This window comes from Cellulosimicrobium cellulans (assembly GCF_007679345.1).
GTDB classification, from domain to species: domain Bacteria; phylum Actinomycetota; class Actinomycetes; order Actinomycetales; family Cellulomonadaceae; genus Cellulomonas; species Cellulomonas cellulans_A.
In genome coordinates, this window is record NZ_VEGH01000009.1 from 62,758 (window position 1) to 83,093 (window position 20,336).

At 76.4% G+C, this 20,336-nt stretch carries 15 protein-coding genes and 2 tRNA genes; 10 read left to right on the forward strand and 7 right to left on the reverse strand.

The features are described from left to right. Window position 1: 1 nt before the first annotated feature. From FS882_RS13335 to FS882_RS13355, 5 genes are all read right to left on the reverse strand, one after another. A complete protein-coding gene (locus FS882_RS13335) occupies window positions 2–1,957 on the reverse strand; it encodes an ABC transporter ATP-binding protein (protein WP_158373542.1) in 1,956 nt (651 codons plus the stop codon). Next, complete coding sequence (locus FS882_RS13340; RefSeq protein WP_158373543.1) at window positions 1,957–2,832, reverse strand: ABC transporter permease; 876 nt, start codon at window positions 2,830–2,832, stop codon at window positions 1,957–1,959. The genes FS882_RS13335 and FS882_RS13340 overlap by 1 nt, the downstream gene beginning before the upstream one ends. Continuing rightward, window positions 2,829–3,824, reverse strand: coding sequence for an ABC transporter permease (locus FS882_RS13345; RefSeq protein WP_158373544.1), 996 nt, complete (start codon window positions 3,822–3,824; stop codon window positions 2,829–2,831). The genes FS882_RS13340 and FS882_RS13345 overlap by 4 nt, the downstream gene beginning before the upstream one ends. Window positions 3,825–3,889: 65 nt before the next feature. Then, on the reverse strand, window positions 3,890–5,590 hold the full coding sequence (locus tag FS882_RS13350; RefSeq protein WP_158373545.1) for an ABC transporter substrate-binding protein: 1,701 nt from the start codon (window positions 5,588–5,590) through the stop codon (window positions 3,890–3,892). Beyond that, a complete protein-coding gene (locus FS882_RS13355; RefSeq protein WP_158373546.1) occupies window positions 5,551–6,651 on the reverse strand; it encodes a LacI family DNA-binding transcriptional regulator in 1,101 nt (366 codons plus the stop codon). The genes FS882_RS13350 and FS882_RS13355 overlap by 40 nt, the downstream gene beginning before the upstream one ends. A gap of 126 nt (window positions 6,652–6,777) precedes the next feature. Between FS882_RS13355 and FS882_RS13360 the strand changes: the two genes are divergently transcribed. The 4 genes from FS882_RS13360 (at window position 6,778) to FS882_RS13375 (ending at window position 12,372) form a co-directional block, all read left to right on the forward strand. Further along, complete coding sequence (locus FS882_RS13360; protein ID WP_158373547.1) at window positions 6,778–9,069, forward strand: beta-galactosidase; 2,292 nt, start codon at window positions 6,778–6,780, stop codon at window positions 9,067–9,069. After that, window positions 9,060–10,655 (forward strand): alpha-amylase family glycosyl hydrolase, encoded by a 1,596-nt coding sequence (locus FS882_RS13365; RefSeq protein WP_158373548.1) that lies wholly within the window; start codon window positions 9,060–9,062, stop codon window positions 10,653–10,655. Before FS882_RS13360 ends, FS882_RS13365 begins: the two co-directional genes overlap by 10 nt. Before the next feature lie 62 nt (window positions 10,656–10,717). After that, window positions 10,718–11,956, forward strand: a complete 1,239-nt coding sequence (locus FS882_RS13370; RefSeq protein ID WP_158373549.1) for a glycoside hydrolase family 1 protein — start codon at window positions 10,718–10,720, stop codon at window positions 11,954–11,956. Between the two features lie 343 nt (window positions 11,957–12,299). Then, window positions 12,300–12,372 (forward strand) — tRNA-Leu (locus FS882_RS13375). A gap of 18 nt (window positions 12,373–12,390) precedes the next feature. Here the strand turns inward: FS882_RS13375 and yidC are convergent. Together yidC and FS882_RS13385 are read right to left on the reverse strand one after the other, a co-directional pair. Next, window positions 12,391–13,188 carry a membrane protein insertase YidC gene (gene yidC / locus FS882_RS13380; protein ID WP_158373550.1) on the reverse strand — a complete coding sequence of 266 codons (798 nt, stop codon included), beginning with the start codon at window positions 13,186–13,188 and terminating at the stop codon, window positions 12,391–12,393. Window positions 13,189–13,317: 129 nt separating this feature from the next. Beyond that, window positions 13,318–13,608: a DUF6412 domain-containing protein gene (locus FS882_RS13385; protein ID WP_158373551.1), complete on the reverse strand. Its 291-nt coding sequence runs from the start codon at window positions 13,606–13,608 to the stop codon at window positions 13,318–13,320. Between the two features lie 123 nt (window positions 13,609–13,731). Between FS882_RS13385 and FS882_RS13390 the strand changes: the two genes are divergently transcribed. The 6 genes from FS882_RS13390 (at window position 13,732) to FS882_RS13415 (ending at window position 20,064) form a co-directional block, all read left to right on the forward strand. Next, window positions 13,732–14,280 (forward strand): hypothetical protein, encoded by a 549-nt coding sequence (locus FS882_RS13390; protein WP_158373552.1) that lies wholly within the window; start codon window positions 13,732–13,734, stop codon window positions 14,278–14,280. 99 nt (window positions 14,281–14,379) lie between these two features. Further along, window positions 14,380–14,451, forward strand: a tRNA-Gly gene (locus FS882_RS13395). Window positions 14,452–14,557: 106 nt separating this feature from the next. Next, window positions 14,558–15,994, forward strand: coding sequence for a PQQ-binding-like beta-propeller repeat protein (locus FS882_RS13400; RefSeq protein ID WP_158373553.1), 1,437 nt, complete (start codon window positions 14,558–14,560; stop codon window positions 15,992–15,994). A gap of 12 nt (window positions 15,995–16,006) precedes the next feature. Continuing rightward, window positions 16,007–16,795 (forward strand): alpha/beta fold hydrolase, encoded by a 789-nt coding sequence (locus tag FS882_RS13405; RefSeq protein ID WP_158373554.1) that lies wholly within the window; start codon window positions 16,007–16,009, stop codon window positions 16,793–16,795. A 185-nt stretch (window positions 16,796–16,980) separates the two neighbouring features. Then, window positions 16,981–19,254 (forward strand): putative bifunctional diguanylate cyclase/phosphodiesterase, encoded by a 2,274-nt coding sequence (locus FS882_RS13410; protein WP_158373555.1) that lies wholly within the window; start codon window positions 16,981–16,983, stop codon window positions 19,252–19,254. A 180-nt stretch (window positions 19,255–19,434) separates the two neighbouring features. Then, window positions 19,435–20,064 carry an ANTAR domain-containing response regulator gene (locus tag FS882_RS13415; protein WP_262348294.1) on the forward strand — a complete coding sequence of 210 codons (630 nt, stop codon included), beginning with the start codon at window positions 19,435–19,437 and terminating at the stop codon, window positions 20,062–20,064. Window positions 20,065–20,336: the final 272 nt, after the last annotated feature.

The window sequence follows — 20,336 nt, forward strand, 5'->3', positions numbered from 1 at the left end:
CTCACCGCGCCACGACCCCCGGCGGCCGCGGCACCGCCGCGAGCAGCGTCTCCGTGTAGGCGTGCTCCGGTTCCCGCACGACCTGCACCGTCGGGCCCTGCTCCACCACCGCGCCGTCCCGCATCACCATGAGGTCGTCGGCGAGCAACCGCGCGCTCAGCAGGTCGTGCGTGATGTAGAGCATCGCCACGTCCTGCTCCTGCACGGTCGTCGCCAGCAGCTCGAGGATCTCCGCGCGGATCGACACGTCGAGCATCGAGATCGGCTCGTCCGCGATGAGCAGCCGCGGGCGGGGCGCCATGGCCCGGGCGATGACGACGCGCTGCCGCTGGCCGCCGGAGAGCTGGTGCGGCAGCTTGTCGACGTACAGCGACCCGGGCGACAGCCCGACCCCGTCGAGCAGCGCGACGACCCGCTCGCGCAGCGCGTCGCCGGACAGCCCGAGGTGGTTGCGCAGGGGCCGGCCGACGGAGGCGCCCACGGACTTCGTCGGGTTGAGCGCCGCGAACGGGTCCTGGAACACCATCTGCACCTGCGACCGGTACGACCGGAGCTCGGCGCCGCGCAGGCGCGTGACGTCCCGGCCCTCCAGCGTCACGGTGCCGGCCGTCGGCCGCTCGGTGCCGGTGAGCATCTTGGCGACGGTCGACTTCCCGGAACCCGACTGCCCCACGAGCGCCTGGACCCGCCCGGGCGCGAGCGCGAACGACACCCCGCGGACGGCGCGCACCTCCTCGCGGCGCAGCCCACGGCGCCGGGTGTAGGTCTTGACCAGGCCGTCGGCGACCAGCAGCGGCGAGGGCGCCGTGGCGGCCCCGGCGGACCCCGCCGGTCCGGACGCCCACGCCATCACCTCCGGGAACGGCGGCGCGGCGTCCGGGACGGTCGGCTCGTCGGCCCCCTCGGGGGTGTGCCGGTGGCAGCGCACCAGCCCGTCCGCGTCGTCGGGGGAGGCCGTGCCGGCGTGCGCGCGACCGCCGACGCGCCCCGCACCGGCGACCGCCGTCCCGTCCCCGGCGTCCCCGGCCCCGGGCGGCGCCAGCACCGGCGGCACCGCCGCGCACGCCGCCACCCGCACCGGGCACCGCGGCGCGAACGCGCACCCCGCGGGTGGGGAGTCCAGCGAGGGCGGCCGCCCCGGCACCGCGGTGACGGACACGCGCTCGTCCCGCGGGTCCGCGAACGACCCGAGCAGCCCCCGGGTGTACGGGTGCAGCGGGTCCGCCGCCAGCTCGGCGCTGGGCCGCGACTCCACGATCTGCCCGGCGTACATCACCAGCACCCGGTCGGCGATCTCCAGCACGGTTCCGAGGTCGTGGCTGATGAACAGCACCGAGAACCCGTGCTCGCGCTGCAGCCGGCGCAGCAGGTCGACGATCGACCGCTGCACCACCACGTCGAGCCCGGTCGTCGGCTCGTCCAGCACGACGAGCCGGGGCCGGAGCAGCAGCGCGAGCGCCAGCACGACCCGCTGCCGCATCCCGCCGGACAGCTCGTGCGGGTAGGACCGCAGCACGCGCTCGGCGTCGAGATCGACGTCGCGCAGCACCTCGAGCACCCGCTCGCGCGGGTCGCCCTCGGTGCGCGGGTCCCAGCGGTGCGCCTCCATCGTGTCCCGGAACTGCCGCTCGACCCGGAGCACGGGGTTCAGGGCGTTCATCGACGACTGGAACACCGTGGCGATCTCCCGCCAGCGCAGCCGGTTCAGCTCGCGGTCGGTCAGGGCGTACAGGTCCCGGCCGTCGAACCGGACCTCGCCACCGGCGTGGTGCGCGGGCCGGTCGAGCAGCCGGAGCAGGGCGTTGCCCAGGGTGGACTTCCCGCAGCCGGACTCACCGAGCAGGCCGACGAACTCGCCCTCGGCGAGGTCGAAGGACACGTCCCGGACGGCGTGCGCGGGCGGCAGGTCCCGGGACCGGTAGTCGACGGACAGGTGGCGGACCTCGACGAGCGGCATCACGGCTCCCTCAGGTGCGGGTTGCTGAGCGCGTCGACCCCGAAGTTCACGAAGGTGAGCGCGGTGGTGAGGAGGGCCAGCAGCAGGCCGGGCACGACCAGGCGGGCGAACGCGCCGGTCAGCAGGGCGCCGTCGGTGTTCGCCCAGTAGAGCATCGTCCCCCAGGAGATGGTGTCGGGGTTGCCGATGCCGAGGAACGCGAGGCCGGCCTCGGCCCCGATGGCCCCGCCGACCGCGCCGATGAACCCGACGACGATCAGCGACGTCATGTTGGGCGCGATCTCCCGGAAGATGACGTGGAACGTGCCGTCACCGGCCATGCGCGCGGCCTGGATGTACTCGCGGTTCCGGAGCGTGAGGATCTGCGCGCGCTTGAGCCGCGCGGCCCCGGCCCAGCCGGTGATCGAGATGACGATGATGACCATCCACTCGCTGCCGCCGCCGGGGACGTAGGCGGCGAGCGTGATCATCAGCGGCAGCGCGGGGACCACCAGCGCGAGGTTGGTGACGAAGGACAGCACCTCGTCGACCATCCCGCCGAGGTAGCCCGCGGTCATGCCGACCAGCAGCGAGATCGTGGTCGCGATCGCCCCGGCGACCAGGCCGATCAGCAGCGACGTCCGGGCGCCGAAGATCGCCTGGGACGCCACGTCGTAGCCCTTGCCGGTGGTGCCGAACCAGTGCGCGGCGGACGGGGGCAGCCCGCCGGCGAACGACCGGTCGCGCGGGTCGTACGGCGCGATCACGGGCGCCAGCAGGGCGAGCAGGACGAACGCCAGCAGCAGGAGCATCCCGAACCGCGCCTTCTTGTTCCGCCACAGGATCGTGAACCACTGCGGCGCCCGGGCGCGGGGCCGCAGGGCCGCGGCGGTCACGCCGCCTCCTTGCGCCGGGCCCGCGGGTCGAGGACGCCGTACAGCACGTCCGCGACCAGGTTGGCGACCAGGACGCCGACCGCGATGAACAGGAAGATCGTCTGCATGAGCGGGTAGTCCTTGTTCGAGACGGCCTCGAGCAGCAGGCGGCCCGTGCCGGGGTAGTTGAAGGTCTGCTCGACCAGCACCGTGCCGCCGATCAGGCCGCCGAGGGCGAGCGCGAACCCGGTCACGTTCGGCAGGATCGCGACCCGCGCGCCGTACGCGATCGCCAGCCGCCGGTTCGACAGGCCCTTGGCGCGGCCGAACCGCGCGAAGTCCTCGCCGAGCGACTGGACCATGTTGTTGCGCATGCCGAGCAGCCAGCCGATCGGGCCGGTGATCATGATGGCCGCGGCGGGCAGGATGAAGTAGGGCCACGCGTCGGCGAGGAAGGCGGCGGTCGGTGCCGGCTCCATCAGGCCCGAGTACCCGCCGGACGGCGGCAGCCAGCCGAGCGTGATCGCGAAGACGTAGATGAGCACCAGCGCGATCCAGAAGAACGGCAGCGTGCCGACGAACGCGGACGTCACCGTCAGCACCGAGTCGAACGTCGTGCCGCGCCGCCAGGCCACCCAGGTGCCGAGCAGGGTGCCGATGACGAACGACAGCACGAGGGTGACGCCGACCAGCACGATCGTCCACGGCACGGCCTCGCCGATCACCTCGGACACCGAGTAGGGGAAGTACGTGTACGAGACGCCGAAGTTCCCGCTCGCCATGTTGCCGAGGTAGTCGACGTACTGCCGCCACAGCGGCTCGTCGGGGACGCCGAGCATCGCTCGGACCGCGGCGAGCTGGGCGGGGTCGACCCGGGCCTCCTTGCCGGCGATCCGCTGCAGGATCGCCTGCGCGGGGTCGCCGCCGGAGAGCCGGGGGATGAGGAAGTTCAGGGTGACGGCGCCCCACAGGGTGAGGAAGAAGAACCCGATGCGCCGCGCGAAGTAGGCCATGTCGTCGCTCCGTCGCTGGTCGCGGCGGGGCGCGCGGGTCGAGCCCGGCGCCCCGCCGCGGGCGGTCAGCCGGTGACCGGGGTCAGCCGCGTGAAGATCAGGTGCTGGTTGTCCGGGCCCGCGTGCGGGTCCTCGGCGCTGGGCCAGCCGGTCACGTTCTTGGTGGTGTACTCGAACCACTTGCCGCCGTACCAGAGCGGGATGAACGGGACCTGGTCGACCATCACCTGCTGGAGCTGGTGCACGATCGGCTTCTGCTCGTCGGCGTCGGGCGTGCCGGCGAGCTGCGCGAGCAGGTCGTCGGTGTGCGCGTCGGACCAGCGGACCTCGTTGGTGGTGGCGCGCTCGCCGATCGGCGCGGTGTTCGCCGAGCCGAGCGGCTCGTCGTAGTTCTGGAACATCGAGCACTGCCCGGCGCGGACGCCGAACGTCATGTCGAAGTTGCCGACCAGCCGGTCCTGCTCGAGCGTCGGGAACTCCGGCGTCTCGACGGTGACCGCGATGCCGAGCGCGTCGAAGTCCTCCTTGAGCGAGTTGGCGGCCGCGGTCCAGTCGCTCCAGCCCTGCGGGGTGATGAACGAGAACCGCAGCGGTTCGCCGTCCGTGCCGAGCCGGCGTCCGGAGTCGTCGAGCGGGTAGCCGGCGGCGGTGAGGGCCGCGTCCGCCGCGTCGGGGTCGTACGGCAGCATGCCCTCGTCGGGGATCGTCGGGTCCAGCCAGTCGGCCTGGCCCGGCAGGACGAGCAGCGTCTGGCTCGCGACCTCGACGTACCCGGACCCGGCGTCCTCGGTGAGCGCCACCCGGTCGAGGCCGACCGAGATCGCCCGGCGGAACTCGACGTCGTCGAACGGCGCCTTCTCCAGGTTCATGAACAGCGAGATGGGCGAGCCGGACGGGAACCAGTAGTGGTGGTGCTCCGGGTCCTTGGCGACGTAGGTGTCCTCGATGTCGGGGACGTACATCGAGTTGTTGTCGTACTCGCCCCGCGCCAGCTTCAGCTGATCGACCTGGCCGCCGGCGTCCGCCTTCTCGAACCACAGCTCGTCGACGACGACGTCGTCCGCGCGCCAGGAGCCCGGGTTCCGCTCGACGGTGAACCGCTGCGGGTTGAACGACTTCACGGTGAACGCGCCGGTGCCGACCGCGGCGTCCTCGGCGGTGAACGTGACCGGGTCCTCGACGTCCGCCCACACGTGCTCCGCGACGACGAGCGTCTGCAGGTACATCCCGGACCGCGAGAAGGACGGCTGCTCGAACGTGAGCACGACCTCGGTGTCCGACGTCGCCTCGGCGCCGACCAGCCCGGGCGCGACGCCGCGGGTGTCGAGGGCGGGGTTGTCGCGGAGCAGGGTGAACGTGAACGCCACGTCCCGCGCGCTGAACGGCTCGCCGTCGTTCCAGGTCACGCCCTCGCGGGTGGTGATCCGCAGCTCGGTCGGGCTGGTCCACTCGTAACCCGTCGCGAGCTGCGGCTCCTCGGTGCAGTCGTAGGTGTTGATCACGTAGAGCTGGTCGTAGATCGTCCACAGCGGACCGAGCGCCGTCGCCGAGAACGGGTTGTAGTTGGCCTTGGGGTTGGTCTGGCCGGAGAAGTCGCCGAGCACCAGGTGCGACACCCGGCCCTCGTCCGTGAGCCGGTCGCCGGGCGCGCCGCTGCCCTGGCCGCCCCCGCTGCCACCGCCGGTGCAGGCGGTCAGGGCGAGCGCGGCGGCCGCGGCGCAGGCGGTCAGCCGCGCCCGGGACCTCCGTCGTGTTCGTGCGTGCATGAGCGTCCTTCCTCGTTGAAGGGTGGTGCCGCGGTGCCGTCGGGCCAGGTCGCGCAGCCGCAGGACTCGCGGATCACCGGCCGGGTCGGCAGGACCCGGTCGTCGGGGGGCAGGGGAGCGAACGGCTCCCGGCTGCGGCGCGTCGCCGCGAGCACGAGCTCCGCGGCGGTCGAGCCGAGGTCGTGCACCGGCTGGTGCACGGTCGTGAGGGTGGGGGAGGCGAGGGCCGCGAGGTCGAGGTCGTCGAACCCCACGATCGCCACGTCCCGCGGGATCGCGACCCCGAGGCCCGGCAGCGTCGCCAGCACCCCGAACGCGAGCTCGTCGTTGGCGCACACCAGCGCGTCCGGCAGGTCGCCCTCGGCGTGCAGCTGCCGCGCGGCCATCGCGCCGTACCGGGCCTCGAGGCCGTGGTGCACCGGCGCGCCGTGCTCCACCAGGCCGGCGGCGGCGAGCGCGTCCCGGAACCCGGCGTACCGCGCGGTGGTGTCGGGCGAGCCGTCGGTCGTGCCGACGAACCGCAGCCGGCGGTGGCGGTGCGTCTCGATCAGGTGCGCGGTGAGCTCGCGCGCCGCCGCCCGGCCGTCGGTGCGCACGGTGAGCAGGTCGGGGTGCTCGCCCGCGACCAGCACCACCGGCAGCTTCTCGGCGATCGAGGTGAGCAGGTCGTCCGGCACCGTGCCGCCCTGCACGATCAGCCCGTCGGTGCGCAGCGCGAGCTGGTGCACCGCCTGGACCGCGTCGTGCCGGAGGTGGGTGCCGAGCACGTTGACCGCGAGGCCCGCCTCGGCGGCGACGGACTCGGCGCCCTGGATGAGCGCGGCGAAGTACGGCCCGCCGAGGCCCGGCAGGACGACGCCGAGCGTGTGGTGCCGCTGGTAGGCGAGCCCGCTGCCGAGCACGGACGGGGTGTAGCCCAGCGCCGCCATCGAGGCGAGGACCCGGTCCCGGGTGCTGCCGGTCACCACCGGGTCGTCGTGGGTGACCCGGGAGACGGTCGCGACGGACACGCCGGCGTGCCGCGCCACGTCGCGGACGGTGGGTCGCCCGGTTCCGGCCATCTCGGTCTCCTTCGTCCGACGAACCGGCTCTGGATGTAACCGGTTACGACTCGTACTGTGCAGTCGTAACCGGTTACAAGCAAGACCCGATCTCAGCCGGTCCTCCGAGCTACGAAGGGGTAGCGCGTGGCACCCGTACGGTTCCCGTCCCTGACCGACGACCTCGTCCTGGCCGGGGAGGTGCACTACTTCCGGCTCGACCGCTCCGACTGGGCCGACCGGCTCGACGACGCCCTCGACCTGGGGCTGACCGCGGTCGCGACCTACGTCCCGTGGCTGGTGCACGAGACCGTGGACGGGGGCGTCGACGTCACCGGCCGCACCCGGCCCGAGCTCGACGTCGGCGCGTTCCTCGACCTGTGCGCGGACCGCGGGCTGGCGGTGATCGCCCGGCCCGGGCCGTTCGTGATGGCCGAGCTCAAGCACGAGGGCCTGGGGCAGCGGCTGCTCCGCGAGCACCCCGAGGTGGTGCCGCCCGGCTGGGACGGCGCGGTGCCGGACGCCACGGTCGTCGACTACCTGCACCCGGCGTACCTCGCCGCGTGCGGGGACTGGCTCGACGCGGTGCTGCCGGTCCTCGCGCGCCGCACCGTCGACCGGGGCGGGCCGGTCGTGGCGGTGCAGCTGGACAACGAGGTCGGGATGCTGCCGTGGGTGACGAACAGCCCGGACCTGTCGGGCGCGACCGTGGCGGACCTGGGGCGCCGGCTGTCGGCCGAGGCCGGTGCGGGCGGGCCGGAGGCGCTGCGCGCCCGGTACGGGGCCGACCCGCGCGACCCCGCGGCGTGGGCCGCCGCGGTGCGGTCGCCGGCGGAGGGCGCGGTGCTGGCGCTGCGCGGGGACCTCGGCCGGCAGGCCCGCGACCGGTACGCGGAGTACGTGGGGCTGCTGCGCGACCGTGTCCGGGCGGCGGGGATCGACGTGCCGCTGCTCGTCAACGTGCACGGCTGCTGGGGCGGCGAGGCACGGCACTTCCCGCTCGGCGTCGCCCAGCTGCACCGGACCTGGGCCGGCCGGCCGGACGTGCTGCCCGGCGCCGACTACTACCTGGGCGACCTCACGCTCGCGAAGCTGCCGGGCCTGTGGGCGTCGAACGCGTTCCTCGCCGCGACCGTCGCGCCCGGCCAGCCGACCGGGACCCTGGAGTTCGAGGTCGGCACCGGCGACTACGGGGAGGCGCTCGACGTCGCGTGCGGGCCGGAGGCGGCGCCGCTGAAGCTCCAGCTGTGCGTGGCGCAGGGGCAGACGTTCGTGAACTACTACCTGCTGACCGGCGGGCGGAACCCGCTGCTGCCCGCGCCGGTGGGCGACGGCAACGACCGGGTCGCCAGCACGGGGGAGCGGCACGGGTTCGCCGCGCCGGTGGACCCCGAGGGCCGGCGCTCGCCGGGGTGGGACGCGCTGCGTGGCGCCACCCGGGCCGTGACGGACGCGGCGGCGCTGCTCCGGGGCGCCCGTCCCGAGCCGGCGCCGGTGACGCTCGGGTTCGTCCCCGACCACTACATGACCGAGTACCGGTACCCCGGGTCCGCGCGGGAGGCCGCGCACGTCGCGGACCTGGAGCGGTCGCGGGGCTCGGGGCCGCGGGAGGTGCTGACCCGCGCGCTCGTGCTGGGCGGGTTCGCGCCGGACGCCGTCGACCTGCAGGCGGACGGCTGCTCCGGGGCGCGGACGCTCGCCGGCCTGCCCGCGGGACGCGTGCTGGCGCTGGGGTCGACGCCGGTGCTGGACCCCGGCGTGCAGGCGCGGCTCGCGGACTGGGTGCGGGCGGGCGGACGGCTGCTGCTGCACGGGCCGGTGCCGACGCTCGACCCGGTCGGTCAGCCGTGCACGGTGCTGCTCGACGCGCTCGGCGTCGCGGCCGGCGCGCGGGTGGAGTCGTCGGCGACGCGGTTCCCGTCGGTCACGCCGGCGGACGACCGGCTGCCGCTCGCCGAGGTGCGGGCGGGGTTCGTGCAGCCGCTGACGGGGCTGCCGGCCGGCGCGGACGTGCTGGCCCGGGTGACGGGCTCCGGCGCGCCGTGCGTGGTCCGGGTGCCGTGCGGCGCGGGGGAGGCGCTGCTGGTCGCGGCCGACCTGCCGTGCGCGCTGCCGGCGTGGGCCGCGCTGCTCGCGGCGCTGGGAGCGGAGCCGGTCGTCGCCGCCACGTCGACCGCGCCCGTCGTCGTGGTGCCGACGGCGGCGCCGGACGGGACGCGGGTGGTGCACGTGCTGAACGTGTCGCCGTGGCCGGCGGAGGTGTCGCTGGCGCGGGGCGGGGTGCCGCTGGCGGGGCCCGGGGCCGGCTCCGGGCCCGGCGGGGTGCCGGGCGTGCTCGCGCTGCCCGCGCGGTCCGGGGCGTGGCTGGTGCAGCCGCCCGGCGCGGACACGGCGACGCTCGGCTACGCCGGCGCGGAGGGGGCGGCCCGATGGGCGTGACGGACCTGGCCGGGCGGCTCGACCGCGCGGTGCTCTACCAGATCTACCCGCAGTCGTTCGCGGACGCCGACGGCGACGGGATCGGCGACCTGCGCGGCATCGCCGACCGGCTCGACTACCTGGCCTGGCTCGGGGTCGACGCGGTGTGGCTGAGCCCGTGCTTCGCGTCCCCGTTCGCCGACGCCGGGTACGACGTCGCCGACTTCCTCCGGGTGGCGCCGCGGTACGGCACGAACGACGACCTCGTGGCGCTCGCGGACGAGGCGGCGCGCCGGGGGATCGCCGTGCTGCTCGACCTGGTCGCCGGGCACACCTCCGACCAGCACCCGTGGTTCCGGGCCGCGGCCGACGACCCCGCCGACGACCGGTACGTGTGGTCGGCGACGCCCGTCGACGGCTTCCAGCCGGGGCCGGGGCGCCGCGGCGGGTACTACCTGCCGAGCTTCTTCCCCGTGCAGCCCGCCCTCAACTTCGGCTACGCCCGGCCCGACCCCGCCCAGCCGTGGCGGCAGCCGGTCGACGCCCCGGGCCCGCGGGCCAACCGCGCGGCGCTGCGGGAGATCATGGCGTTCTGGTTCGACCGCGGCATCGCCGGCTTCCGGGTCGACATGGCCGGCTCGCTCGTCAAGGACGACCCGGGCCTGGTCGAGACCGGCCGGCTGTGGCGCGGGATGCGCGACTGGGTGGACGCCGCCCACCCCGGGCGGGTGCTCGTGGCCGAGTGGGGCGACCCGCGGGCGTCCGTGCCCGCCGGGTTCCACGCCGACTTCTTCCTGCAGTTCGGTGGCGGGGACGAGGGGCTGGCGCTGCGCTCGCTCTGGAACAACGGCGCCGGCACGGTGGACGAGGTCTGGGAGCACCGGCACGCCTGGGCCGACGCCGCCGGGCTCGGCGACGCCGCGCCGTTCGTCGCGGCGTGGCGCGAGGCGGACGCCGCCATCACCGCCTCGGGTCGTGGCGGCGTCACCGGGCTCCCGACGTCGAACCACGACTTCACCCGGCTGGTCGCGGGCGACCGGGACGCCGAGCAGGCGCGCGCCGCGCTCGTGCTCGCGCTGACCTGGCCCTCGATGCCGTCGATCTACTACGGCGACGAGATCGGCATGCGCTACCTGCCGGACGCGCCGACGACCGAGGGCTCCCGTCTGGGCCCGCGGTACGACCGCGCGGGGTCCCGGACGCCGATGCCGTGGGGCGGGCTGACCGCCGACGGGTTCGGCCCCGGCGCGCCCCACGACTCCCGGTACCTGCCGCACGACCCGGCGCCCGGCGCGCCCACGGTCGCGGGGGCGGTCGCCGACCCCGGGTCGCTGCTGCACCACGTGCGCGCCCTGGTCGCGCTGCGGCACGTCGACCGGCGGCTCGACGTCGGGTCGCCCGTCCGCGTGCTGTCGACCGGGTACCCCTTCGCGTACGTCCGCGGCGAGACGCTCGCGGTCCTGCTGAACCCGGGGCGTGCGCCGGTGTCGGCGGAGCTCCCCGGGGCCGGGGACGCGGCGGTCGTGCTGGCACGCGGCTGCCGGGCCGCGGGTGACGCCGTGCACCTCGACGGGCACGGGTACGCCGTCCTGGACCTGGCGCGCTGACCGCGACGCCCCGCCCGCCCCACCACCGCCCCGCGACCTCCCGACCCGGAAGGACCCACCGCATGACCTCGCGCACCACCCCGCCCCCGCCCGCCGCCGTGCCCGCGCCCGACGGGTTCCTCTGGGGCGCCGCCACCGCCGGCCACCAGGTCGAGGGCGGCAACACCAACACCGGCAACTGGCTGCTGGAGCACCAGCCGGGCACGCACGTCGACGAGGTCTCCGGCGACGCCTGCGACTCGTACCACCGGTACCCCGAGGACATCCGGCTGCTCGCCGACGCGGGCCTGGCCGCGTACCGCTTCTCCCTGGAGTGGGCCCGGATCGAGCCGGCTCGCGACGAGGTGTCCCGGGCCCAGCTCGACCACTACCGACGGATGATCGACACCTGCCGGGAGAGCGGCGTCGAGCCGGTCGTCACGCTGCACCACTTCACCGTGCCGGCCTGGCAGCACCGCGAGGGCGGCTGGTACGCCCCCGACGTCGTCGACCGGTTCCGCCGGTACGTAGAGGCCGCCGCGACGATCCTCGACGACGTGCGCTGGGTCGTCACCATCAACGAGCCGAACATGATGGTCAACCAGGCCGAGGCGCGGATCGACACCGAGGTCGGCGTCAACTGGCCCGGACCGTCGCCGCACGCCTCCCGGGTGATCGCGGCCGCGCACCACGCCGCCGTCGAGGTGCTGCGCGGGCTCGGGCACGTGCGCTCGGGGTGGTCGGTCGCGAACCAGGACTACCAGGCGCTGCCCGGGTCCGAGGAGGCCCGGGACGCGTGGGCCTACTGGCGGGAGGACTTCTTCCTGGAGCAGTCCCGCGAGGACGACTTCGTGGGCGTCCAGGCCTACCTGCGCACGATCATCGGACCGGACGGCCCCGTCGAGCTCCCGCCCGGGACCGAGCGCACCCTGACGGGCTGGGAGTACTACCCGGCTGCGCTCGGGCACGCGCTGCGGCACACCCGCGAGGTGACCGGCGGGGTACCCATGCTGGTGACCGAGAACGGCATCGCGACGGACGACGACGACCGGCGGGTGTCCTACACGACCGGGGCGCTCGCCGGGCTCGCCGCGGCCGTCGAGGACGGCTGCGACGTGCGGGGCTACCTGCACTGGTCGCTGCTCGACAACTACGAGTGGGGGTCGTACCGGCCGACGTTCGGGCTGGTGGCGGTCGACCGGGGGACGTTCGCCCGGACGCCGAAGCCGAGCCTGGCGTGGCTGGGGTCGCTGGCCCGGGCGGGCGTGCTGCCGGCGCCGGAGCGGGTGGCCGCGGACGCGGGGGTCGCGGGCGGGAGGTGAGGCGCGCGGGCCGCGCGGGAGATGGGCGCGCCGGGCCCGAGGCGGCGGCGGGGCCGGGTGTGCTGCCCCGGCCCCGCCGCCGGGTCCCCGCGGACCCCTCAGACCGGGGGGACCGCGCCAGTGCAGCACGCCGCCGGGCCGCTTGAGTGGTGCGCAGCCGGCCCCCTGGGTGGCCGCGCCGCCGGGGTGCCGCGAGCGGCGCCAGCCACCCGGCCCACGGGTTCCTGGCCGGCCCACCCCGATCGACGTGGGCTGCGCCGGAAGCCGTCGGCCGACCGCGCCCGGCCCCGGGTGCGGTCGGGGTGTCGGGGGGCCCGGTCGAGCGCCGGTAGCCTGGTGCGGCGCCCCGATAGCCCAACGGCAGAGGCAATCGGCTCAAACCCGATCCAGTGTGGGTTCGAATCCCACTCGGGGCACCGCCGGACCGTCGGACGTCAGCGAGCCGCGCCCTGGAGCGGGAACCGCCGGCGCAGCACGAGCCGCTGGGCGTAGGTCCACCAGACGGTCACCAGCAGGTACAGCCCCGCCGCGAGCGGCACCACGCACGCCACCGCGGCGGTGAGGAACTGCAGGGCGCCGAGGACGCGCTGCATCCCGGGCGCCGCGAGCGGGCTCGCAGGAGCGCCGGCCGGGGCCGGGCCGACGGCGGGCCCGGCGGGCGACGCCAGGGCCCCGCCCGGAGCCACGGACCGCCGCGTCAGCTCGCCGACCGCCGCGACCGCCGCGACGAGCACCCCGAACACCGCGAGGGTCGCCATGGTCGCCGTGCCGCCCGTGAGCGACCCGAGCAGGCTGTCGCCGAGCGGCACCCCGAGCAGCGTGTGCCCGAGCAGGTCGTTGCCGTGCCCCGCGATCCGGGGGTGCACGAACACCGCGTACACGACCCCGACCACCGGCGCCTGCGCCAGCACCGGCAGGCAGCCGGCGAACGGCGAGGTGCCCTCCTCGGCGTAGAGCGCCATCGTGGCGCGCTGCAGGGCGGCGGGGTCGTCGCGGTGCTGCTGCTGCAGGGCGGCGAGCCGGGGTGCGAGGCGGGCGCGGGTGCGTTCGCCCCGGGCCTGGGCGACGCCGACGGGGATCAGCGCGGCGCGCACGGCGAGGGTGACCACGACGACGGCGGCGGCCGCGGCGCCGGTTCCGGCGAGCGGGTCGAGCAGGTGGGTCAGGCCCATGAGGGCGCGGTAGGCGGCGTCGAGCACCGCGGCGACGGGGGGCAGGGCGAGCAGGTCCATGGTGGGGGTCCTCGGTCGAACGGCTGGGGAGGCGTTCGCCGATCAGCCCCGGGCGCACGACCGGGCGGCCGCCACCGGGCGCGCGAGGGCGCGGGGCGGAGGGGACCGGGCGGGCTGCGGCGGGGGTGATCAGCCGAGGAGCAGGGCGGGTGCGCGCGGGCGGGCGCGCCCCGGGGCGCCCGGGTCGCTCTGCGCCACGGCCGGTCGCAGCTCGAGCGCCGCCGCCACGCGGCGGACGCCGCGCGCGGGTGCCGCGACGAGCACGAGGGCGCGGGCACCGCGGGACACCAGCGACAGCGCGGCGACCGCGAAGGCCGTCGCGCCGACGAGCAGCAGCACGGAGGTCAGGGTGCCGGTGCCGAGCAGCACCGCGAGCGAGGCGGGGACGTCGCGGAGGAGCGTCAGCAGCGCGTCGAGCACGTGCGTCCTCCCGTCCCGGGCCGTGGTGGTGCGGTCCAGGCTACGCCCGCGCGGTCGTCGGCCGGCCGGGATCGGGACGCCGTTCCCCGGACGTCGGCGGCCCGTCACCGCCATGCTGGCCTGATGGGGTCTCGCCGCTGGACCGTCCTCGCCGTGCTGGTCGCCGGCGTGCTCGCCGCCGCGGTGGCCGCTGCGGCGGCTCGCTGGGTCCTCCACGAGGACCCCGCGTCCGCGTGGGCGATCGGCGGGGCCACCGCCGTGGCGGCGGTGGTCGGGGACGCCGCCGCGACGCGCGTCCGGCGGCGTCGGGCGGCGGCGGGGGCCCGCGCGGGCCGCTTCGAGGCGTCGGTCCGGTCGGCGGGCGGCACCGGCGTGCTCGGCCCGCGCTGGGTGGGCGCCCGGCTCGACGTCGACGACGCGGGGCTCACCGTCGTCCGCCTGGTGGCCGGGATGCGGCCGCTGCGCCGGGCGCCGGTCCGGCTGGCGGTCGACGGCGTGCGCCGGACAGGTCGGCGCACCGGGCGGGGGGACGCGCTGCGGGTCGCGCCCGGCCTGGAGATCCTCGAGCTCGACGTGCCCGGGGGAGCTGTGGAGGTGGCGGTCGAGGCGCCCGCGGCCGGCCACCTCGTCGACTGGCTGGCGGCGATCGGCGGCCCCCGCGCGACCCCCTGACGTGCCGCCGACACGCGCCTCGCGGTTTCGCGAAAGCCCGGCGCGCCCTGTACTGTCCTATCTCGCCTCGCGGCCCGGTCGGGCCGAGGACGAGGCCGTGCGGACGTGGCTCAGTGGTAGAGCATCACCTTGCCAAGGTGAGGGTCGCGGGTTCGAATCCCGTCGTCCGCTCCGCGACACGCAGCGCCCGGGCACCCCGTGCCCGGGCGCTGCGTCGTCCCCGGACCGACCTCGCGAACGCCCCGCCGGCCCGGTCCCGCCCGCCTACAGTGGGCGCATGGGGGCGGGCGGCATGGCCGAGGTGCTGCTGGAGGACGCCGGCGGACCGCCGCCGGACCCGCGGGAGCCGGAGCACGACCGCGCCCGGCGGGCCCGCGCGCTGCTCCGGCGCTGGTGGCCGCTGCCGGTCGCGGGCGTCCTCGCGGTCGTGGCGTGGCAGTCCGTGACGGACGCCCGCACCGAGTCGGCGGCCGAGCGGCTGCGCGCGACGCCCGGGGTGATCGACGCGACCGTCACCGCGCCGCTGGACGTGACCTCGACGGGGTCGCCCGAGCTGGCGGGCGCGCTGTTCTCCGGGACCCGCACGCAGCAGGGGGACCTCGCCGGGCTCGTGCTCGGGACGGGGACGGGCCCCGGTGCGGGACCGGCGAGCGTCCTGGGGCTCGACCCGGCGACGGGCGAGGAGGTGTGGCGGGTCGACGTCGCGGACCCCCCGCCCGCCGACCTGACCAGCCGCGGCGGCGACTGCCGGAGCGGGGACGACGGGCCCGCGCGGACCCTGTGGTGCGTGATCACCGACAGCCGGGACCTCGCCGGGACCGCGTCCGCCACGCGGCTCGTCGAGGTGCATCTCGGCGACCACGCGGTGCGCAGCACCCGCGACCTGGCGCCCGGCGCCGCGGCGACCCCCGTCGGGGACGCGACCCTGGTCGTCGGCACCCCGGCCGCGGAGTCCGTGCGCCTGGTCGCGACCGACGTCTCGTCGGGCGAGCAGCTGTGGGCGACCGAGGTGCCCGAGCCGATCCTGTCCCCGGGCTCGAGCACCGGCTGGCTGTCCCGCGCGGGCAGCCACGTCCTGGTGGCCACCGGCCGGGCGACCTGGGCCGTCGACGCCGGGACCGGGCGCGTGCAGGCCGGGGGCGCCGGGCTGGAGGTCGCCCGGGGCGACCGGCTCGTCGACGTCCAGGGGTCCAGCCGGACGCTGCTGCTCGGCGTCGACGGGTCGGGGACGGCCGAGGCCGATGGCCAGGCGCGCCCGGCAGCCCCCGACGACGGCTCCGCGCCGGGCGTGCTCGTGGTGGAGGTGAACGACGGCTCGCTGCAGCGCCTGCTGCGCGGCGTCGACGCGGCGTCCGGGGCGGTGCTGTGGGAGCGGCCCGCGGACGGCATGTCGGGGACCAACCAGGTGCTGCTCGACGGCGTGCTCTACGGCAGCGGCGCGACGACCGTCTGGGCGGTCGACGCGGAGACCGGCGAGGAGCGGTGGCGCGCCGAGGGCGCGAGGCTCCGGGACTTCCGGCTGATGACCGACGGGGTGCACCTGCTCCGCGTCGAGCGCGACCCGGAGTCGGGGGTGCCGGTGCTCGCCGCCTACCGGCTCGTGTCGGGAGGGCGGGCCTGGGCGACCCCGCTGCCGCCGGGGGTCGACAGCGTGTGGACCCAGGGCGGCATCCTGTACGGGCAGGGCGACGACGGGGTGGTCGTGCTCCGCTGAGGGGGTGGGCGCATGGTGCCGTCGACGCACGGGGTGACGGTGCACCACGTCGCGCACGGCTCCGGCCGGACCGTCGTGGTCCTGCACGGCGCCGGGGTGGACCACCGGGAGGCCGAGGCGTGCTTCGACGGGCCGCTCGCGGCGGTGGGCGGTCTGCGCCGGGTGTACCCGGACCTACCGGGGCACGGCCGGACCCCCGCGCCGCCGGCGCTGCGGGCCGAGGACGACGTCCTCGACGTGCTGCTCGGGTTCGTCGAGGAGGCGGCCGGCGGCGACCCCGTGCTGCTGGCCGGGCACTCCGCCGGGGCGCACGACGCGCGGGGGATCGCGGCGCGCCGACCGGACCTCGTCGCCGGGCTGGCGCTCGTGTGCCCGCTCGTCGCCGGCGGGCACGCCGTCCCGGCGCACGAGCCGGTCGTCCGGGACGACGACCTCGGCGACGCGGAGTTCCGGGGCTACTTCGTCGTGCAGACGCCCGAGATGCTCGACCGGTACCGGCGGTTCGTCGAGCCGGGCGCGGCGCTCGCGGACGCCGGGGCGAACGCGCGGATCGGGCAGCGCTGGGAGATCACCGGGCTGGACGCGCCCGGCGCGGCGCCGTACCGCGGCCCGGTGCTGGTGGTGGCGGGGCGCCGGGACTCGTTCGTCGGCTACGCGGGGGCGGTGGCCCTGCTGGAGCGCTACCCGCGGGCGACGCTGGCGGTGGTCGACGGGGCGGGGCACGCGCTGCCGCACGAGCGGCCGGAGGTGCTGGCGGCGCTGCTGGCGGACTGGGCCGAACGGGTGTTCACCGCGCCCTGACCTGTGCCCACCCGCGTCACCAGGCGATTCACCCGCCCTCGGCTCGCGGTCCGGGGTGCTCGGCGCGCAGGATCGACGGTGCATCAGGACGCGGTGCGCCCCCCGGGCGATCGACGACGGCCCGGGCGGTGCGGACACCCCGCCGGCACCCGCGCGTCGTGATCGCCCACGACGACAGAAGGCCGATGACCACCACCCCGCAGGCGACCCCGGCCCGCCGTCGGACACGCGCCGTCGTGCTGCTCGTGCTCGTCGGCGCGCTCGCGGCCGCCGCGCTCGCGCTGCGGGGGACGGCGGCGCTCGCCGTCGCCGCCGCCGCGTCGGCGGGCGCGGCGGTCGTCGGCGGGCTGGTGCGTGGTGGTCCCTCGGGACGGGACGGGGACGACCGGACGTGGCGGTGGGCCGGTGGGACCGCCTGGTTGCTGACCGCCGGGCTGGTGGCCGAGGTGGCGGTCGCCGGTGCCGGCGGTCCGGGCGGGGTCGCCTTCACCGTCGGTGTCCTCCTCGCGTCCGGCGCGCTCTACCACGGCCTCGTCCACTGGAACCGGATCCGGACCGAGCTGTCCGACCCCGGCGACTGGTTGAACGGCGTCAGCGCCGGCGCCGCCCTGCTCGCGCTCGGCGACCTCGTCCTGCGCGCCGAGCCGGGCACGGCCGGGTGGTGGGCCCTCCAGCTCGGCATGGTGCGGGTGGCCGCCCTGCTGGTGGCCCTCGGGACGACCGGCACCGTGCTGGCGATCGCGGGGCTCCGGCGCGACGTCCGGGCGTGGGTGCTCACGGCCGGGCTGGCCGTGGTCACCGGGGTCGAGATCGTCGCGCTGCTCGCCGGGCCCGCGTCCGCCGAGCCGGCCCCGGCGGTGGTCGTGGCGTGGACCGGGCTGGCCGTGCTGGTCGCCGGTCTGCGGGTGGGGCGTGCCCGCGCCCTCCCGCCCCGGGAGGCGGCCTCCCAGGACACGACTCTCGGGTCCCTGGTGGTCATGGGCGCCGGGGTGGGGATCCTCGTGGTCGCCGCGCTGGTGCCCGGCGACCAGCCGGTGGCGTCCGTGCTGGCGGCGGCCGCCGCGGTGGGCGGCGGTGCGCGGGTGCTGCGGCTCGTGACCGACCTGGCCCAGCTCGCGACCGTGCGGCAGGAGGCGCGCACCGATCCGCTGACGGGCGTCGCCAACCGCCGCGCGCTGCTCGAGCAGCTCGGGGCGGTGGCGTCGGGCCCGCGCGGCGCGCTGCTCGTGATCGACCTCGACCGGTTCAAGGAGGTCAACGACCGGTTCGGCCACGCGGTCGGCGACGGGGTGATCCGGTCGGCCGCGGCCCGGCTCGCCGGCGCGGTGGACGGGCGCGGGGTGGTGGCGCGGCTCGGGGGCGACGAGTTCGCCGTCGCCCTGCCCGACGCGGACGAGGACGCCGCCGTCGAGCTGGCGCGCGTCGTGCTGCGCACGCTCACCCGGACCATCGGCGTCGAGGGTCGGGTGGTCCGCCTCGAGGCGAGCATCGGGGTGGCGACGACCGCGGTCGGCGCCCGCGACGCGGCCGGCCTGCTGCGCCGGGCGGACGCCGCGATGTACGACGCGAAGCAGGCGGGCGGCGGCGTGCGGCTCTACGACCGCGACTCCGACGCGCGGGCGCGTGCGGAGCGCCGGCTGGTGGACGAGCTGCGGCAGGCGCTGGACGACGAGCGCGACGGGCGGCACGGGCGGATCACCGTGCACCTGCAGCCGCAGGTGGACCTGGCGGACGGCCGGGTCGTCGCCGCGGAGGCGCTCGTGCGGTGGGAGCACCCCGAGCGCGGCGTCCTGGCGCCCGCCGCGTTCCTCGCGCTGGCCGAGGAGCACGGGCTCATGGGTCGGCTCACGCGCCGCGTCCTCGACCAGGCGACCCGGGCCGCGGCGGGCTGGGCGGCTCCGGACGGGCACGCAGTGCGCGTCGCGGTGAACCTGTCGACCTCCTGCCTCGACGAACCGGGCCTGCTCGAGCTGGTGGACGACGCGCTCGCGCGCGCCGGGCTCCCGGCGGACCGGCTGGTGCTGGAGATCACCGAGACCGCGCTGATGCACGACCCGGAGCGGGCCGTCGAGGCCACGCACCGGCTGGCGGAGCGGGGGATCGGCCTCAGCATCGACGACTACGGCACGGGGTACTCCTCGCTCGCGTACCTGAACGACCTGCCCGCCGAGGAGCTGAAGCTCGACCGCTCGTTCACCGCACGGGCGCTCGCCGACCCGCGGACGCGGGCGATCGTCGCGGGCACGGTCGAGCTCGCGCACCACCTCGGGCTGCGGCTCGTGGCGGAGGGCGTCGAGGACCGCGCGACGGAGGCGCTGCTGCGGGGACTGGGCTGCGACCGGGTCCAGGGGTATCTGCACGCCCGGCCCATGCCCGTCGAGGCGTTCGCGTCGTGGCTGGACGAGCGGCGCGCGGTGCCGCCGGCACCCGTCTCGCTCGCGCTCGACGGGACCGCCTGACGGCTCCGCCCGCGGTCCGGGTGCCGCCCCATTCACTACCGGGTGGTAGGCGTGCCGAGGTTCACAGGTGGGCCGGGAGCGCCCGGAGCCGCGGAGGTCCTAGAATCTCTCCTCGTGAGCACCCAGGACGCGACGCCGAGCGGCGACGAGAACGCCGCCGACCCCACCCTCGACCTCGACATCCCGCAGGCCCGCGCGGCCGAGCAGGCGCCCGAGGCGTCCGGCAGGCCCGCCCGCCGCGCCGTCGTGGCGGAGGACGAGGCCCTCATCCGGATGGACGTCGTCGAGACGCTCCGCGAGGCGGGCTTCGACGTCGTCGGCGAGGCCGGTGACGGCGAGCAGGCCGTGGCGCTCGCCACCGAGCTCAAGCCGGACGTCGTCGTCATGGACGTCAAGATGCCGGTGCTCGACGGCATCTCCGCGGCCGAGCGGATCGCCAAGGCGCACCTCGCGCCGGTCGTGCTGCTCACCGCGTTCTCGCAGACCGAGCTCGTCGAGCGCGCCCGCGACGCCGGCGCGATGGCGTACGTCGTCAAGCCGTTCAGCCCGGCCGACCTGCTGCCCGCGGTGGAGATCGCCATCTCCCGCTACGCGCAGATCACCGCGCTCGAGTCCGAGGTCGCCGACCTCGCCGAGCGGTTCGAGACCCGCAAGCGCGTCGACCGCGCCAAGGGCCTGCTCATGACGAAGATGGGCCTGACGGAGCCCGAGTCGTTCCGCTGGATCCAGAAGACCTCGATGGACCGCCGGCTCACCATGCGCGAGGTCGCGGACGCCGTCATCGACCAGGTCGGCGGCGGCGCCGCCTGACGCCCGCGTCCTGCGTCTCCCCGAGGCCCGGCCCACCGAACGGTGGGCCGGGCCTCGTGCTGTCGGTGCACGCGGGGATGTCCACGATGTGATCCACGCCACACAGCGGCGGCGTGTCGCGGTGCGATCCGCGTCTTCCCGGGGGAAGGTCACGAATCGGCACCGGTCATCCGGTGTGACATGCACGACACGCGGCGGACACACGGGGCGCATACCTTCACGGCCACACACCGCCGGTGGCACGACCCCCGGCATCCGGCCGGGGCTCCCGG